Source organism: Brooklawnia cerclae, from assembly GCF_011758645.1.
Classification (GTDB): Bacteria; Actinomycetota; Actinomycetes; order Propionibacteriales; family Propionibacteriaceae; genus Brooklawnia; species Brooklawnia cerclae.
Window position 1 is genome coordinate 1,766,213 of the sequence record NZ_JAAMOZ010000001.1, and the last position, 16,027, is coordinate 1,782,239.

Annotated in this window: 16 protein-coding genes; 2 read left to right on the top strand and 14 right to left on the bottom strand. The window is 68.2% G+C overall.

All coding sequences use genetic code 11. The features are described 5' to 3' along the window. Positions 1-174 precede the first annotated feature (174 nt). A complete protein-coding gene (locus FB473_RS08175) occupies positions 175-597 on the bottom strand; it encodes a DUF2752 domain-containing protein (protein ID WP_208390485.1) in 423 nt (140 codons plus the stop codon). Positions 598-676: 79 nt separating this feature from the next. Here FB473_RS08175 and FB473_RS08180 point away from each other — a divergent pair, with 79 nt between their 5' ends. Beyond that, positions 677-2,287, top strand: a complete 1,611-nt coding sequence (locus FB473_RS08180) for an RDD family protein (RefSeq protein ID WP_167166330.1) — start codon at positions 677-679, stop codon at positions 2,285-2,287. Between the two features lie 114 nt (positions 2,288-2,401). Here FB473_RS08180 and FB473_RS08185 read toward each other — a convergent pair whose 3' ends face one another. After that, positions 2,402-2,917 carry a hypothetical protein gene (locus FB473_RS08185; protein WP_167166332.1) on the bottom strand — a complete coding sequence of 172 codons (516 nt, stop codon included), beginning with the start codon at positions 2,915-2,917 and terminating at the stop codon, positions 2,402-2,404. A gap of 252 nt (positions 2,918-3,169) precedes the next feature. Here FB473_RS08185 and lexA point away from each other — a divergent pair, with 252 nt between their 5' ends. Next, the gene (gene lexA / locus FB473_RS08190; protein WP_167166334.1) at positions 3,170-3,982 is read left to right on the top strand and encodes a transcriptional repressor LexA; all 813 of its coding nucleotides are present in this window, start codon (positions 3,170-3,172) and stop codon (positions 3,980-3,982) included. Between the two features lie 30 nt (positions 3,983-4,012). Here lexA and FB473_RS08195 read toward each other — a convergent pair whose 3' ends face one another. The 12 genes from FB473_RS08195 to rimO all read right to left on the bottom strand — a co-directional run bounded on the left by FB473_RS08195 (position 4,013) and on the right by rimO (position 16,012). After that, positions 4,013-6,022 (bottom strand): ATP-dependent DNA helicase, encoded by a 2,010-nt coding sequence (locus FB473_RS08195; RefSeq protein ID WP_167166335.1) that lies wholly within the window; start codon positions 6,020-6,022, stop codon positions 4,013-4,015. Then, positions 6,009-7,484 carry a GTPase HflX gene (gene hflX / locus FB473_RS08200; protein ID WP_167166337.1) on the bottom strand — a complete coding sequence of 492 codons (1,476 nt, stop codon included), beginning with the start codon at positions 7,482-7,484 and terminating at the stop codon, positions 6,009-6,011. The genes FB473_RS08195 and hflX overlap by 14 nt, the downstream gene beginning before the upstream one ends. 34 nt (positions 7,485-7,518) lie before the next feature. Continuing rightward, positions 7,519-8,337 carry a diaminopimelate epimerase gene (gene dapF / locus FB473_RS08205; RefSeq protein ID WP_167166340.1) on the bottom strand — a complete coding sequence of 273 codons (819 nt, stop codon included), beginning with the start codon at positions 8,335-8,337 and terminating at the stop codon, positions 7,519-7,521. Positions 8,338-8,349: 12 nt separating this feature from the next. After that, the gene (gene miaA, locus FB473_RS08210) at positions 8,350-9,288 is read right to left on the bottom strand and encodes a tRNA (adenosine(37)-N6)-dimethylallyltransferase MiaA (RefSeq protein WP_167166342.1); all 939 of its coding nucleotides are present in this window, start codon (positions 9,286-9,288) and stop codon (positions 8,350-8,352) included. A gap of 3 nt (positions 9,289-9,291) precedes the next feature. Further along, a complete protein-coding gene (miaB, locus tag FB473_RS08215) occupies positions 9,292-10,791 on the bottom strand; it encodes a tRNA (N6-isopentenyl adenosine(37)-C2)-methylthiotransferase MiaB (RefSeq protein WP_167166344.1) in 1,500 nt (499 codons plus the stop codon). Between the two features lie 119 nt (positions 10,792-10,910). Next, positions 10,911-11,429 carry a RecX family transcriptional regulator gene (locus FB473_RS08220; protein WP_167166346.1) on the bottom strand — a complete coding sequence of 173 codons (519 nt, stop codon included), beginning with the start codon at positions 11,427-11,429 and terminating at the stop codon, positions 10,911-10,913. Between the two features lie 2 nt (positions 11,430-11,431). Further along, positions 11,432-12,475 carry a recombinase RecA gene (recA, locus tag FB473_RS08225; RefSeq protein ID WP_167166348.1) on the bottom strand — a complete coding sequence of 348 codons (1,044 nt, stop codon included), beginning with the start codon at positions 12,473-12,475 and terminating at the stop codon, positions 11,432-11,434. Positions 12,476-12,673: 198 nt separating this feature from the next. Continuing rightward, the gene (locus tag FB473_RS08230) at positions 12,674-12,868 is read right to left on the bottom strand and encodes a DUF3046 domain-containing protein (protein ID WP_167166350.1); all 195 of its coding nucleotides are present in this window, start codon (positions 12,866-12,868) and stop codon (positions 12,674-12,676) included. Positions 12,869-12,922: 54 nt separating this feature from the next. After that, positions 12,923-13,189, bottom strand: a complete 267-nt coding sequence (locus FB473_RS08235; protein ID WP_167166352.1) for a helix-turn-helix domain-containing protein — start codon at positions 13,187-13,189, stop codon at positions 12,923-12,925. Between the two features lie 119 nt (positions 13,190-13,308). After that, entirely contained in the window at positions 13,309-13,821 is a 513-nt protein-coding gene (locus FB473_RS08240) for a CinA family protein (protein ID WP_167166354.1), read from the bottom strand. Next, positions 13,818-14,510, bottom strand: coding sequence for a CDP-diacylglycerol--glycerol-3-phosphate 3-phosphatidyltransferase (pgsA, locus tag FB473_RS08245; RefSeq protein ID WP_167166356.1), 693 nt, complete (start codon positions 14,508-14,510; stop codon positions 13,818-13,820). Before pgsA ends, FB473_RS08240 begins: the two co-directional genes overlap by 4 nt. Beyond that, entirely contained in the window at positions 14,507-16,012 is a 1,506-nt protein-coding gene (rimO, locus tag FB473_RS08250; protein ID WP_167166358.1) for a 30S ribosomal protein S12 methylthiotransferase RimO, read from the bottom strand. The genes pgsA and rimO overlap by 4 nt, the downstream gene beginning before the upstream one ends. Positions 16,013-16,027 lie beyond the last annotated feature (15 nt).

The window sequence follows — 16,027 nt, forward strand, 5'->3', positions numbered from 1 at the left end:
GCGTCTGTGGATAGCTCTGTGGACATCTTGTGGGTGGTGACCACAATCTGTGGACAAAAGACATCCGTGTAACTACTAGATGTAGGAACAGTACATCTTTTGATCATCAAATCAAGGAGGTTTGGGAACGACGCGCGGGGAAACCGGGCGATTCGGCGTGTCGCCGCGATTGCGTCAGACGATGTTGCGCACGACGGCGAAGACCACGCCGATGACACCGACGATGACATACAGCCTGTTCTGCCGCAGGAGCGGACGCGCCCACCGCGGAGGACGAACGGCCGGACCGCCCAGGGCCTCCACCGCCCACACGACCCCGCAGACGATCAAGACGCCCACGGCCACGACGAACAGTGCATTGAGCGACCATGCGGACGCCACGTCTCCCCTTGTCAGCCGCAGTGCCGCCCGCGTCGAGCCGCACAATGGGCACTGCAGGCCGGTCAGTTCGCGGAACGGACACGGGACTCCCACTCCCAGGACCGCGTGAGCGGCAGCGATCGCCCCTCCCACGAGCACGAATGCACCCAGCCTTGTCAACGCGCGACGCGCGGAGAAGGCTGGGAGCACGGGTGCCGGCGCAGACATAGTGGCCATTATCCGTCCTTCTGAGCTTCGATGCGACCCATCGGCCCGTAGGATTCAGTGCAGTCACGCAACGCGATTGGAGAATGCTGTGAGCAACGACTACTGGGGTCGACCGGCCGACCCGAGCCAAGACCCAGCTGGTCACGAGCCTGGGCAGTCGGACCAGGACTCCACCCCGCAGGCTGAGCAGACCCCGACCGGTGACGGGCAGCCCACATACGGCCAACCCGCTTACGGCCAGCAGCCTTCGCCCAATCAGACCAGCCCCTCCGAGCAGAGCGGCCCATCGGCAGGCTCCTCGGCCACCTCCGACCCCACTGCCCCCTACGGACAGTCGCCGTACGGAAGCCCTTCCCCTTCGCCCTACGGTTCCGCGCCGTACGGACAGCAGCCCTCCGGGCAGGCCGGTGCCTACGGGCAGACCGGTGCCACTCCGGCCGGGCAGCCGTCGTCGCCCTACGGCCAGTCGCCGTACGGTCAGACGTCCTACGGACAGTCGTCGTACGGCCAGTCGTCGTACGGCCAGACCGGCACACCGTCCACCCCGGGGACGAGTTCCACCCCGACCGCGAGCCCCTACGGGACGCCCAGCCCGTACGGACAGGCCAGCACCCCCGGCTACGGGCAGGCGGGCACATCGGGCTCCTACGATCAGGCCGGGCAGTCGGGATACGGACAGCCGGGTGCCACCAGTCCCTACGACCCGACCGCACAGTCGGGCTACGGACAGCCCACGTACGGGCAGTCGGGATACGGGCAGACACCCTCGTCCCAGTCCCCGTACGGTCAGCAGCCCGCCGGATCCCCGACCTCGCAGGGATCGCCGAGCTACGGCTCGTCCTACGGGCAGAGCGGCTACGGTCAGACCGGTTCTCCTGCCCAGGACGCCTACGGGCAATCGTCCGCGTCCCCGACCTCCCAGGGTTCCCCGAGCTACGGTTCCTCGACGTCCTATGGCCAGAGCGGCTACGGACAGACCGGCGCCTACGGACAGGACGCCAACCAGGCTTCCCCGAACTACGGGCAGACCGGCGCCTACGGGCAGAGCGCGGGCTACGGCACCCCGTCGTACGGGCAGGACGCGGGATATGCGACCCCGGGCGCTTCCGGCGGCTACGGACAACCCGGCTACCCGCCGCAGGATTCGTACGGGCAGCAGCCGAACTACGGCTACGGCCAGCCCGCATACTCCGGCGAGGTGTACGGGCCGGTGGGCGCAACCGGTGCGCCGTACGCATCGTGGGGCAAGCGTGCCCTCGGTTGGCTCGTCGACTACCTGGCCCCCGCGATCGTCACGGGGATCATCGGCTCGGCGATCAACGGGGTCGCCGGGACGGACTACAACGGTAACGGGATCGGCAACGTGGTCGAGTACGTGCTCTTCTACGGTTTCCTCATCTACAACACGGGTTACCTCGGCGGCACCACCGGCCAGTCGTACGGGCGCCGGATCGCGAAGACCCGCCTCGTGGCGGAGTCGACCGGCGCTCCTCTCGGCTTCGGCATGGGCTTCCTGAGGTTGGTCGCCCACTTCCTCGACAGCCTGATCTGCGGCATCGGCTGGCTGTTCCCGCTGTGGGACGCCAAGCGCCAGACGCTGGCTGACAAGGTGACGTCCAGCGTGGTCATCGACGAGTCGGTGAGCCCTGTGCCTCCCACCGGCTACCCGCAGCAGCCCCAGCAACCGATGGGATACTGACACCTTCGTTCGCAGGCGCCCCACAGCGACCTGCGAACGATGCACGAACGGCGCCTGCCCTCGCGGCGGGCGCCGTTTCCTGTGCACGCAGCTGGACAACGGATCGGGCCACGATCAGGAAAGACCGGTCGCGGAAGTGGCGTCGAGCGACAGGTACTGCGCACCGATCACCACAAGGCCCAGCACGACCACCAGCGCGAACGCGATCATGACCACCGCGAGGCCGCGTTCCGTCAGTCTGATCGGCTGACCGATCACGTCGCGTCGAGCAGCGGGTTGCGATCCGGAAGAGGTGCGCAGTTGGGTCTGCCGCGAGGACGTCTCCCTCTGCGGCACCGGGGACGCGGGCAACGTGACAGTGGCCCTGTGGACGATGACCCGGCCGGCGACGACCGAGGACCCTACCAACGGGGCGCCGGGCTGACTCGGGCGGCCACCGGGAGCAAGCGGCCTGGTGACCGCGGACCGTGAACGACGCCGACGCAGTTCCGCCCGCGCTTCGGGAGTGAGGGGGAACTGCCGGATCACGGCACCTTCCGCGTCGCTCGCCGACGATGCAGCATCGCGGGCGCCCGGCGTCCCTCCGTCGTCATCGCCGACCTGCTGGAAATGATGAACTGTCGCGCTCATGATGTTCCCCCGTCTGTCCGTCTTCCCGGCCGCCGTCTTCCATCCGTTTCAGCACCACGACCCGGCCATGTCGAACATTTGTTCGATACAAGACTCTAAGCCTTCTCACACCTTCGATCAAGTGTTCGATTCGAAACTCGGTCCGGCGAGTCGTCCACCATCGCACCAGGCAGGTCTGACATTTTTCACGCAGGTCGCGACATCTTCGAACAGGTGTTTGAATCCGAGGCGTGTTTTCCCTAGTGTTGTGCCATGATCACAGTCAGGCGTCCGGGAACAGGCCCCACTCCCCCACGACGGCGAGCAGGTCGTCCCACCGACGAGTCGGTCGCCCGGGAAATGGCCACCTCGGCGTCCATCAGCGAGTTGCCCGACGGCCCGGCTGATCCCGATGGTCTGACTCCTCGCCAGCGCCGCATTCTCGAGTTCATCCAGGCCACGGTCGAGTCACGGGGCTACCCGCCGACCATCCGTGAGATGGGTGAAGCCGTCGGGCTCGCCAGCCCGTCCAGCGTGTCGCACCAGCTCAAGGCACTCGAGTCCAAAGGTTTCCTGCGGCGGGATCCGAATCGTCCCCGGGCGCTTGAGGTCCGCCTTCCCGCGCCGCGCCCGTCGAGCGAGAACATCCTCGCCGGAGTCCCCGACCCGGACGACCCCGCCGACCCGACCGACATGGCCGATGCGTTCCCAGTCGCGGTGCAGGTCCCGCTCCTCGGACGAATCGCGGCCGGTGCGCCCATCCTCGCGGAAGAGCAGGTGGAACAGATCATGCCGCTTCCTCGCCAACTCGTCGGCGACGGCACGTTGTTCATGCTGGAGGTCCGCGGCGACTCCATGGTGGACGCGGCCATCTGCGACGGCGACTATGTCGTCGTCCGGCAACAGCCCTCGGCCGACAACGGGGCGATCGTCGCGGCGATGATCGACGGCGAGGCCACGGTCAAGACCCTGCAGCGCACTCCCGGGCAGGTGTGGCTGATGCCGCACAATCCTGCCTATCAGCCGATCGACGGGAACCAGGCAGTCATTCTCGGTAAGGTCGTCGCGGTTCTCCGGCACGTCTGAGATTCGCGTACCAGGAGAAGAGTTCGTGCGTCAGGCCTTGTCGGCAAGCCGCTGAAGGGCCTGGACGACGATATCGGCGTCCGTGGTCGTCCAGAAGGGCGGAAGGGACGCCCGCAGGTAGCTGCCGTATCGTGCCTTCATCAGCCGGGGGTCGAGCACGGCGACCACCCCGCGGTCGTCCGTCCGCCGGATCAGCCTGCCGGACCCCTGCGCCAGCAGCAGTGCCGCATGGTTCGCCGCCACCTGCATGAACCCGTTGCCACCCGCATCGGCCACCGCCTGCTGGCGTGCCTGCATCAACGGGTCGTCGGGCCTGGGGAAGGGAAGCTTGTCGATGACCACGAGCCGGCAGGTGTCGCCCGGGACGTCGATCCCCTGCCACAAGGACAGCGTGCCGAACAGGCAGGACTGCTCGTCGGCCACGAACACGCGCGTCAGCTCACTCAGTTGCGCGTCGCCCTGGCACAGCACCGTCACGCCGGGGAGCTCGCGTCGCACGTGGTCGGTGGCCAGTTCGGCAGACCGCTGCGACGCGAACAAGCCCAGGGTGCGTCCGTCGGCCGCCCACACCAGCTCGGCCAGTCGCGCCAACGCGTCCCCGGCGATGCCGTCACGACCCGGGTTGGCCAGATCCGTGGCGACGTAGAGGATCCCCTGACGGGCGTAGTCGAACGGCGAGCCCACGTCGATGCCGCGCCAGGCGAGCTCATCAGCAGGTTCGTCCGCATCGTCCAGCCGAGCGGAGCGCCGCAACCCCACGTCCCCTGCGAGCGCGTCGAACGAGCCCCCGATCGACAGCGTCGCCGACGTCAGGATCGTCGTGCATTCGCCGAGCACCTTGTCGCGCATGAGCCCGGCCACGGACAACGGGGCGACGTTGGCCTGCCTACCAAAGCGTTCGCGATCGCTGACCCAGACCACGTCGGTCGCCTCCAGCTTCGCCATCCTCTCGGCGACCTCGAAGATCTCCTTCATCGCGGCGGCCGCCTGGGATCGCTCCGGATCGGCCTGCTCCCCGCCCTGCGACATGGCGGACACCGCCCGGCGCGTCACCTCGCGCACGACGCCGAACGCGAGTGCCGCCGGCGACTGGCCGTCGGTGACGCGCCCGGGAGCTGTCTCGTCCAGCGCGTCGCGCAACGCGTCCACCACGTCCAGCAACTCGACGGACAGGTCATCGTCGAGCCAGGACGACGATCGTTTGGCGACGCGATCGATCTGCTGCGGGGACAGCTCGCTGCTCGCGGCCCCGGTGACGCGGGTCACCAGCTCGTGCGCCTCGTCGATGATCACGGCGGCGTGATCGGGGAGCGCCGTTCCCCCGTGCATGGCGTTGATCGCGAGCAGCGCGTGATTGGTCACGACGAGATCAGCCTGCCGGGCACGGGCACGCGACTCCTCGACGAAACACTCGGCGCCGTAAGGGCAGGCATTCACCCCGAGGCATTCACGGGCCGGCACCGAAACCTGGGCCCAGGCGCGAAGCGAATGAGCAGGGGCGTCGTCCCTATCGGCCAGGCCCCCATCACGTGCCTGCTCCTCGGCCCATTCGCGCAGCGCCACGACCTCGGCACCGAGCACGGTCTCGGCGTCGGCCCCCGAGGTCCTCACCGCGTCGGCGACATCGGCTCCCGCGATGAGTGTCTCCTGGTCGGCACCCAGTTGATCGCGGATGCGCAACAGGCACGCGTAGTTCGACCGTCCCTTCACCACCTCGGTGCGCGGGCGCCGGCCGAGCACACGCTCGATCGCGTCGCACGCCACCGGGATGTCCTTGCCGGCCAACTGCGACTGGAGCGCGAGTGTCGCGGTCGCCACCACCACACGCTGGTCGGAGCGCATCGCCCAGACCAGCGCCGGAGCCAGATAGCCCAGCGACTTACCCGTGCCCGTGCCGGCCTGGACGAGCAGGTGCGCGCCGTCGTCCAGCGAACGGGCGACCGCGTCGGCCATCGTCTGCTGCCCCGGCCGTGCGGACCCGCCGATACTGGCGACCGACTCGGCGAGGACAGCCGCGTGCTCCGGTTCAGCGTTCGTCATCGGTGACCGTGAAGGCCGCGACCTGCGCGGCCAGATCCGGATGGACGCGGGCGTCGATCCGGGTGCCTTCGTCGTGATGCTCCAGTGCGACGATCTCGCCCTCGCGGTGTATGCGATCGACCAGGTCTCCGCGGGCCCAGGGAATCAGCACCCGCACCTCGACCTGCGGAACGGGCAGCCGTTCCTCGATCACGCGGCGCAGATCGTCCACGCCCTCACCCGTGCGGGCGGAGACCAGGATCGCGTCCGGGACCTGCAGCTGAAGGACGGCGAGCGCGTCACGGTCGGCCTGATCGATCTTGTTGATCACCAGTTGCTCGGGACGATCCTGTGCGCCGACGTCGTGCAGCACCTCACGGACCGCGGCGATCTGCCCGAGCGGGTCGGGATCGGAGCCGTCGACCACGTGCAGCAGCAGGTCCGCCTGAGTCGTCTCCTCCAGAGTGGAACGGAACGCCTCCACCAGATCGGTCGGCAGGTGTCGCACGAATCCGACGGTGTCGGTGAGTGTGAAGACACGCCCGTCGTCGGTGGTCGCACGCCGCGTGGTGGGGTCCAGGGTGGCGAACAGCGCGTCTTCCACCAGTACGCCGGCATGAGTGAGCCGGTTGAGCAGCGACGACTTCCCCGCGTTCGTGTATCCCACGATCGCCACGGACGGGACGGCGTGACGCTGCCGGTCGGCGCGCTTGATGGCGCGCGTGCCCTCCATGTCGCGCAGCTTGTGCCGCAACTGCGAGATGCGATGGCTGATGCGCCGCCGGTCCGTCTCGATCTTCGTCTCACCGGGGCCGCGCCCGCCGATACCCGCGCCGGACGACGCCCGGCCACCGACCTGACGGCTCAGGCTGTCGCCCCAGCCGCGCAGGCGTTGCTTGAGGTAGTTCAGCTGGGCGAGTTCCACCTGTGCCTTGCCCTCGACGCTCTTGGCGTGCTGGGCGAAGATGTCGAGGATCAGTGCCGTGCGGTCGACGACCTTCACCCCGACCCTGTCCTCCAGCGTGCGCAGCTGCGCAGGGGTGAGCTCACCGTCACAGATCACCGTGTCCGCGCCGGTCGAGACCACCACCTCACGAAGCTCCTGCACCTTGCCGGAACCGATGTACGTTGCCGGATCGGGATGCTGGCGACGCTGGATGAGCCCGTCGAGCACCTGCGACCCGGCGGTCTCGGCCAGCGCCTTCAACTCGAACATCGTGTTGTCCGCGTCCTGCTGCGTGCCGCTCGTCCACACGCTCACCAGGACGACCCGCTCCAGCCGCAGCTGGCGATACTCGACCTCCGTGACGTCGGCCAGCTCGGTCGAAAGACCAACGACCCGGCGCAGCGAGTTGCGCTCCTCGAGGTCGAGGTCGCCGGGGGCCGGTTCCTCGTCCCACACGGGGTCGTCGATCCGATCAGTCGGACGTTCGGGAAGGACAGCCTCGTCGTCCCATCGGTCCGAGGCGAAATGCTCAGTCATCGTCGGTCCAGAGTACGCGATGACCAGGACGCCGTCACGGCAGCACGACGGTGCCGTGGGCGACGACGACCGCCGGCCCGGTCAGGAAGACACCGTCCTCGGCGAGGTCGACGCGCAGGTCTCCCCCGGGGACGTGCACATCGACGCCGCCGCGGAACCCGGCATGTGCGGCCTGCGCCGCCGCGACCGCCACGATCCCGGTGCCGCACGACTCCGTCTCACCCACGCCGCGCTCGTGGACGCGCATCTGCAGATCGCGGTCCCCGCGAGCCACGTAGAACTCGACGTTGACACCCTGGGGATAGATCTGCGGGTCGAAGATCGGCGCCACGCCGAGATCGAGCGCCCGCAGGGCATCGAGGTCGGCGAGTTCGACGACCGCGTGGGGATTGCCCACGTCGACGGTCGTGGCCGGGTACTCGATTCCCGCATGCCGTACCCAGGTCGGGGTCTCGGCCACTTCCGCGTGCCCGAGACTGATGCGGATGAGGCCACCGTCCAGAGGCCAGGCCTCCATGAGCCCGGCTCGCGTCGCGATCTGGATCGGCGTCTGGTCGACGAGCCCCTCTTCGAGCAGGAATCTCACGAACACGCGAAGCCCGTTGCCGCACATCTCCGCCAGGGACCCGTCGGCGTTGCGGTAGTCCATGAACCACACATCGGGGCGTCCCGACCACTCGGGCATGTGCGAGGCACGGACCGCACGCAGCAATCCGTCACCACCGATGCCCGCACGACGGTCGCACAGGAAGCGGACGACATCAGGCCCGACCGGCAGGATTCCCTCGCGGTCGAGGACGATCACGAAGTCATTCCGCGTGCCGTGGCCTTTGGCGAAGTTCAGCGTGGTCACCACCCCAGTGTGTCACTGCGGCTGCTCGATGCCCGAGCTGGTCGTGATTCGCCGCGAGGCCTCACGGTCCGTGACCGGTATCCAGCTGATTCGCGGGTCGCGCCGGAACCACGCCAGCTGTTTGCGAGCGAATCTGCGGGTGCCGTCGACGGTCGCACGCCTGGCCTCCTGCTCGTCCATGTCCCCGGCGAGACAGGCCAACACCTGTTGATACCCCAGCCCTCGCGAAGCCGTCACACCACGCCTCAGGCCGGCTTCGACCAGCCCGCGGACCTCGTCGACAAGACCTTGACGCCACATCTCGTCCACCCGGGCGGCGATGCGCTCGTCCATCTCCTCCCGGGGAAGCTCCAGGCCGAACTGATGCACTCCGGCGAGTGCATAGGTCGGCTCGGGGAGCCGTGCGGTGAAAGTGCCCGTGAGATCGATCACTTCAAGGGCACGGACGATGCGTCGGCCGTTGCCGGGAAGGATCGCAGCGGCAGCCTCCGGGTTGCGGTCGGCGAGAACGCGATGCAGGGCGTGGGGGCCGATCGCCTCCAACTCGTCCTCCCAGCGTCGGCGCACCTGCGGATCGGTGCCGGGAAAGTCGAAGACGTCCAGGATCGCCCTCATGTACAGGCTGCTTCCCCCGACGACGATCGGGACGACACCCCGGTCGCGGAGATCGGCGATCACTCCCCTGGCCAGCCCCTGGAACTCGGCCACGGACGCCGACTGCGTGACGTCCATGATGTCGACGAGGTGGTGGGGCACTCGTCTCCGCTGTTCGACGGTGGGTTTCGCCGTGCCGATGTCCATCCCCCGATAGACGAGCATGGAATCCGCGTTGACCACTTCGGCGCGTCCGCCCAGCGAGGCGATCCGCTCGGCGACCTCGATGGCCAGCGAACTCTTACCGCTGGCGGTCGGGCCGACCAGCGCCACGACCGGCGGTGTCCCGGCGTCCATGGTTCACCTGCCCGGGATCGCCGGTAGCCCGAGCCCGACGCCCGTCGGCGCGGCCTCCGAACCCTGCCGGGCCTGCCATGCGTCGCCCCCACGGGTGCGTCGCAGGCCGTGGATCGGCGAGTCGGCCACCAGATGATGCGGTGCCGCGTAGGTGATCTCCACCTCGCCGAGGTCCCCGGGACGCGGGCGCAGGCTCTCGTCGGCCGGTGCGGCCACGTGGACGAGGCGGTTGTCGCGCGCTCTGCCCGAGATCCGGGAGGTGCGCTCGTCCTTTCGCCCCTCACCGGCGGCGAACATCACCTCGACCCGCTGCCCGACGAGCCTGCGGTTCTCCTGCCAGGCCATGTCGTCGATCTCGCGCACGAGACGCTCATAGCGCTCCTGGACGACCTCGGGCGGCACCTGATCGGGCATCGTCGCGGCAGGCGTGCCGGGCCGGATCGAATACTGGAAGGTGAAGGCCGCGCTGAACCGGGCCTCGCGGACGACGTCCACGGTGCGCTGGAAGTCCTCCTCGGTCTCCCCGGGAAAGCCGACGATGATGTCGGTGGTGATGGCGGCCTGCGGCATCGCCTCGCGTACCCGTCCCAGGATGTCGAGGAACCGCGCACTGCGGTAGCTGCGACGCATATCACGAAGAACCTTGTCGGAGCCGGATTGCAGTGGCATGTGAAGACTCGGCATGACATTGCGGGTCTCGGCCATCGCCGCGATCACGTCATCGGTGAACGATGCCGGGTGCGGGCTGGTGAATCGCACGCGCTCCAGCCCCTCGATCTCACCGCAGGCCCTCAGCAGCTTCGCGAACGCCTGCCGATCACCGAACTCGACACCATAGGTGTTGACGTTCTGCCCCAGCAACGTGATCTCCTGGACGCCCTCGTCCACCAGCGCCTCGATCTCCCGCAGGATCTCGCCGGGACGCCGATCGGTCTCCTTGCCACGCAGGCTGGGCACGATACAGAAGGTGCAGGTGTTGTTGCAGCCGACGCTGACCGAGACCCATGCCGCGTAGGCCGACTCGCGCCGGGCCGGGAGATTGGAAGGGAACATCTCCAGCGCCTCGGAGATCTCGACCTGGGACGCCTGCTCGACGCGCGCCCGCTCGAGCAGCACCGGCAGAGACCCGATGTTGTTGGTCCCGAACACGACGTCCACCCAGGGGGCACGCGTGGTGACGATCTCGCGATCCTTCTGTGCCATGCAGCCGCCCACCGCGACCTGCATACCGGGACGGTCCCGTTTCAGACGCGCGATGTGACCGAGATTGCCGTACAGCCGATTGTCGGCGTTCTCGCGAACGGCGCACGTGTTGAACACGACGATGTCGGCCTCGGGCAACTCGCCTCGTGGCTGCGGTGCCCGCACGTAGCCGGCCCGCTCCAGCAGACCGCTGATGCGTTCCGAGTCATGGACGTTCATCTGGCATCCGTAGGTGACGACCGCATATGTGCGGACGCCATCCGGGCGCAGGTCGGCGGGATCGAGGCGAGAAGTAACCATGGCTCATCCACTGTAGACGGTCGGCTCCAACATGGCTTGCCGAGCGATACGGCTCTCGACACCGGACGCGTCCTGACGCGACCCGCCACCCCCGGCACCGCACACCCGCACGCACACGATCAGAACGGGTACGAATCCTCCGACTCCCCCAGCACCTGGCGGAGCGCGGCGAGCGACACCTCGGAGCCGAAGCCGCGCCGACCGAGCGCCCCGAGGATTCGGCGGCGGACCACGTCCTCGGGAACACCGTGCAGTGCCCGGGCCTTGCGTCGGGCCAACTCCAGAGCGGCCGATGCCTCACCGTCGTCGTCCACCTGCGCCACCGCGTCCGAGATGATCTCGTCCGGCAGGCCCTTACGGAGCAACTCTCGACGCAGCGCCCGCCGCGAGAGGAGGCGGCCGGCGTGGCGCGACTCCACCCACTGCGCGGCGAACGCCTCGTCGTCCAGAAGGCCGACCTCCCCCAGACGGTTCAGCACCTGCTTCACGGTCTGCTCATCGGTTCCGCGGCGTAATAGGTAGGCCCCCAGCTCCTCCCGGGCGTAGGCGCGGCGATCAAGAGCCCGGAGCGCGATCTCTCGTGCGACGGCGTAGGGATCTGCCTGCCGATCAGGGCTTGGTGACGACGGTTCGTCCACGCTCAGAAGTCGACCTCACCTGTCTCGGGGTCGACGCCCTGGGGGACGTCGACCTCACCCATGCCCATGGCGACGCGAATCCTGGAATCCAGTTCGTTCGCGACCTCGGGATGGCTGAGCAAGAAGTTCCGGGCGTTCTCCTTGCCCTGTCCCAGTTGGTCGTCACCGTAGGTGAACCAGGCGCCGGCCTTGCGGATGAGCCCGGCCTCCACGCCCATGTCGAGCAGGCTGCCCTCCCGGGAGATGCCCTTGCCGTACATGATGTCGAACTCGGCCTGCTTGAACGGCGGGGCCACCTTGTTCTTGACCACCTTGACACGCGTGCGGTTGCCCACCACTTCGTTGCCGTCCTTGAGCGACTCGATGCGGCGCACGTCCAGCCGTACGGAGGAGTAGAACTTCAACGCCCGACCGCCGGTGGTGGTCTCGGGACTGCCGAACATGACACCGATCTTCTCGCGCAACTGGTTGATGAAGATCGCGGTGGTGTTCGCCGTGTTCAGCGCGCCGGTGATCTTGCGGAGCGCCTGGCTCATGAGACGTGCCTGGAGACCCACGTGGCTGTCGCCCATCTCGCCCTCGATCTCGGCCTTCGGCGTGAGCGCCGCGACCGAGTCGATCACGATGAGCGCCAGCGCACCGGAGCGGATCAACGTGTCGGCGATCTCCAGCGCCTGTTCACCGTTGTCGGGCTGGCTGACCAGCAACGAGTCCGTGTCCACCCCGAGCGCCGCGGCGTACGTCGGGTCCAGCGCGTGCTCCGCATCGATGAACGCGCAGATGCCGCCCTCGGCCTGCGCGTTCGCGATCGCGTGCAGCGCGACGGTCGTCTTGCCGCTCGACTCCGGGCCGTAGACCTCGACGATGCGTCCCCGGGGAAGCCCCCCGATGCCCAGCGCCACGTCCAGAGCGATCGAACCGGTGGGAATGACCTCGATCTGTGCGTGCGTCTGGTCGCCCAGGCGCATGATCGAACCCTTGCCGTGCTGCTTCTCAATCTGAGCGAGGGCGGCCTCCAGTGCCTTCTCGCGGTCTGCCACAGCCATCCGTGTGTCCTCTCTCGTCCAGGTCGCCCTGGTGAAGTCTCATGGTCGTCTCCTGCACTGGGACTGTAGGCGTGAGGTCTGACACTTCGTCAGATTCGCCGCACCTGTGGATAACCCCGGTGGAATCGTGACCCACCACAAAGAATATGCGAACACGTGTTCGAAAGCAGCATTGCCAGGGCGTGTCGCGCGCGGTTCTCAGCGCTCCGAGACCGGCAACTCCAACTGCGCCCAGACCGCCCGCCAGATCGCCTTGCACGGCACCCCGGCGGCAAGAGCCTCACGCACGGTTCGCTCGTCCAGATCTGCCAGGACGATCTGCTCGGCCCACACACGGGAGTAGGCCGCCCCCAGGTGCGTGTCAAGACGCTGCCATAGTTCCGCTTCGCGCACGAGCCAACGGTACGCGAGCCCGGAAACCGAACGGCACCGCCCCGTCGGCGACGGTCAGGCCGCCAGGACCGCCTCTTCGCGCGCGTCCGCCTCGGCGAATCGTTGCGCCACCGACCCGTACAACCGCGACTGTGAGACGCCGAGCGCCCCGGCGATCGACTGGAGAAGTTCGCTGGAGGCCTCCTTCTGCCCCCGCTCCACCTCGGACAGGTATCCCAAGCTCACACGGGCCGCCAGGGACACCTCGCGCAGGGTCCGGCGCTGGCGCATGCGCTCTTCGCGTAACACTTCACCGAGCAGCTCACGAGCAAGAACGGCCATGTCGCATCCCCCCTCGAAAAGGGCCGCCCAACGGGCGGCGATATCTTCCCAACGCGACGTGCGGAAGCGTTATTCCTGTGTGCCGCGCTCTGTGCCTGGCGGCAAGGGGTGCGTCGCGGTCACACGCGTGGGGGCTCGCGCAGGCAATCGGACAACCAGGTGAGCGCAGCGGCGACGGTCCGCGTGCGGATCTCGGCGCGATCACCGTCCAGTTCGAGAAGACGGGCGCGGACTCGGTCGTCCCGGGTCACCGGCAACGTCAGCCCGAGCCACACCGTTCCGGGAGCGGCACCGTCCTCGCCGTCCGGACCGGCCACCCCGGTGACCGACAGGCCGACATCGGCACGGCAGACACGGGCGGTACCGAGCGCCATCTCCTCGGCGGTCCGTCGGTTGATGACACCGTTGGCGGCGACGAAATCGGCGTCGACGCCCGCGAGAGCGACCTTCAGATCGGTGGCATAGGTGATGAGACCGCCCCGGAAGACCGCCGATGATCCCGCCACCGATGTCAGGGCGGCACCGATCCCGCCACCGGTCATCGACTCACAGGTGGCGATCGTCCAGTGGCCGCGCTTCAACAGTTCGATCGCCTCGGCCGCGGCCGGCCACAGCACCTGGGCGGCGGTCATGACAGCGGCTGCGTCCCGTCCCCCGGCTCGGTCGCGGCCGAGCCCGCCTGCCCCGAACCGTGTGCATCAGGCAGGGTCACCGGACCGCCGGCGGCAAGCGACGCGGCACGCAGCTTGCGCGCCTCGACAAGGTAGTCGAGGCCGGTCACCACCGTGAGGACGAACGCGATCCACATGAGCGCCCACTTGACGACCTCGAACCAGACCCCGAACCCGGGAAGCCACAACAGGAAAGCGATGAGCGCGAACGACTGGATCAGGGTCTTCAGCTTGCCGCCCCGGTTGGCAGCCATCACACCGTACTTGAGGATCGCGAACCGCAGCGCGGTGATGCCCCACTCCCGCACGAGGATGATGATCGTCATCCACCACGGGAGCTCCCCCACGATCGACAGCCCGATGAACGCCATGCCGGTGAGAAGCTTGTCGGCGATCGAATCCCAGATCTTGCCGAAGTTGGTCACCAGGTCGTAACGGCGCGCGATGTACCCGTCCGCCGAATCGGTGAGGATGGCGATCACGAAGACCGCCGTCGCGACGAGCCGCCACCCCTGGTCGTGGGGATGGAGGAGGAACACCGCGACGAACACGGGGACGAGCACCATCCGCAACAGGGTCAGCGCGTTCGGAACGTTCCAGGAGAAACCGAGCGTCCTGCCCCCGGAACCGGGTCCGTCCACGTGCGTCATGCGGGCTCCTCACTCACGCCTTCGATGGCGGGCTGTCGATCCACTCTACCGCCGAGCCACACCGGGGCCGAGCCAGCATCCGTGGCGACGACGTCGGCCACCAGATCGACTCCCTCGCTGGCCACCACCATGGCGTCCACGAGATCGCCGACCCGGGTATCGTCCGCGTGCAGGAGCGTCGTCGTCCCGTCGACCTCGGGCCCCTGGTGGGCGGCACGCCCCGTCACGCCGCCGACCGTGTCCTCGACCAGCACCCGCACCCGCTGCCCCACCCGGTCCTCCGCCCGCTGGTTGCACAGCTCGTCGACCAGGGACGACACCTGCGCCACCCGTTCAGCGATCTCGTCGTCCACGACATGGCCGGGCAGCGAGACGGCCTGGGTGCCCTCCTCGTCCGAGTAGCCGAACACGCCGACCACATCCATCCGTGCCCGCGCGAGGAAGTCGCGGAGCACGGCCACGTCGTCCGGCGTCTCACCGGGGAACCCCACGATCACATTGCTGCGGATCCCCGCCTCCGGTGCGAGTGCCCGGATCCGCTCGATCAGTCCCAGGAAACTGTCCGCATCACCGAAGCGCCTCATCGCACGGAGAACACCCGGGGAGGCGTGCTGGAACGACAGGTCGAAATACGGCACGACGCCCGGGATCGACGTCATCGCCGTCACCAGTTCCGGACGCAGCTCGGCCGGCTGCAGGTAGCTCACCCGGATGCGCTCGAGGCCCTCCACACGTGACAGGTCCCGGAGCAGCCCGGGGAGGGCCTGTTGCTCACCCAGGTCCTTGCCGTAGCTGGACGAGTTCTCGCTCACGAGCATCACCTCGCGGACGCCCTCACCGACGAGCCAGCGTGCCTCGGCGACGATCTCGTCCGGCCGCCGTGACAGGTAGGAGCCCCGGAACGAGGGAATCGCGCAGAAGGAGCAGCGCCGATCACAGCCCGAGGCGATCTTCAGCGGCGCGAAGGGACCGCCGGTGAGCCGGCGCCGCAGCACCCTCGGGCCGGACACGGGCGCCACGCCCTCGGGCAGATCGGGGACGCCCGCGTGGCCCGGCGTGGGCCGCGCCGCACCCTGCCGGGCGATCGGGCTCAGCGGAAGGAGCGTGCGCCTGTCGGCGGGCACATGCGACTCGAGGTGCTCCCCACCGAGGATCCGGCGCAGGCGATCGGCGACGTCGGGATAGTCGTCGAAGCCCAGCACCGCGTCCGCCTCGGGCAATGCCTCGGCCAGTTCGCGCCCGTAGCGCTCGGCCATGCACCCCACGGCGACGACTGCCTTCGCCTGCCCGGCATCCTTGCGATCGGCAGCGGCCAGCAGCACGTCGATCGAGTCCTTCTTGGCCTGTTCGATGAACCCGCAGGTGTTGACCATGATGACGTCGGCGTCCCCGGCCTCGTCCACCAGGCTGAACCCCTCGGCCTCCAGACGTGCCGCGAGCTCTTCGGAATCGACGTCGTTGCGCGAGCAGCCGAGGCTCACCAGGTGCACAGAGGTAGTCATGATGGGGCCAGTATC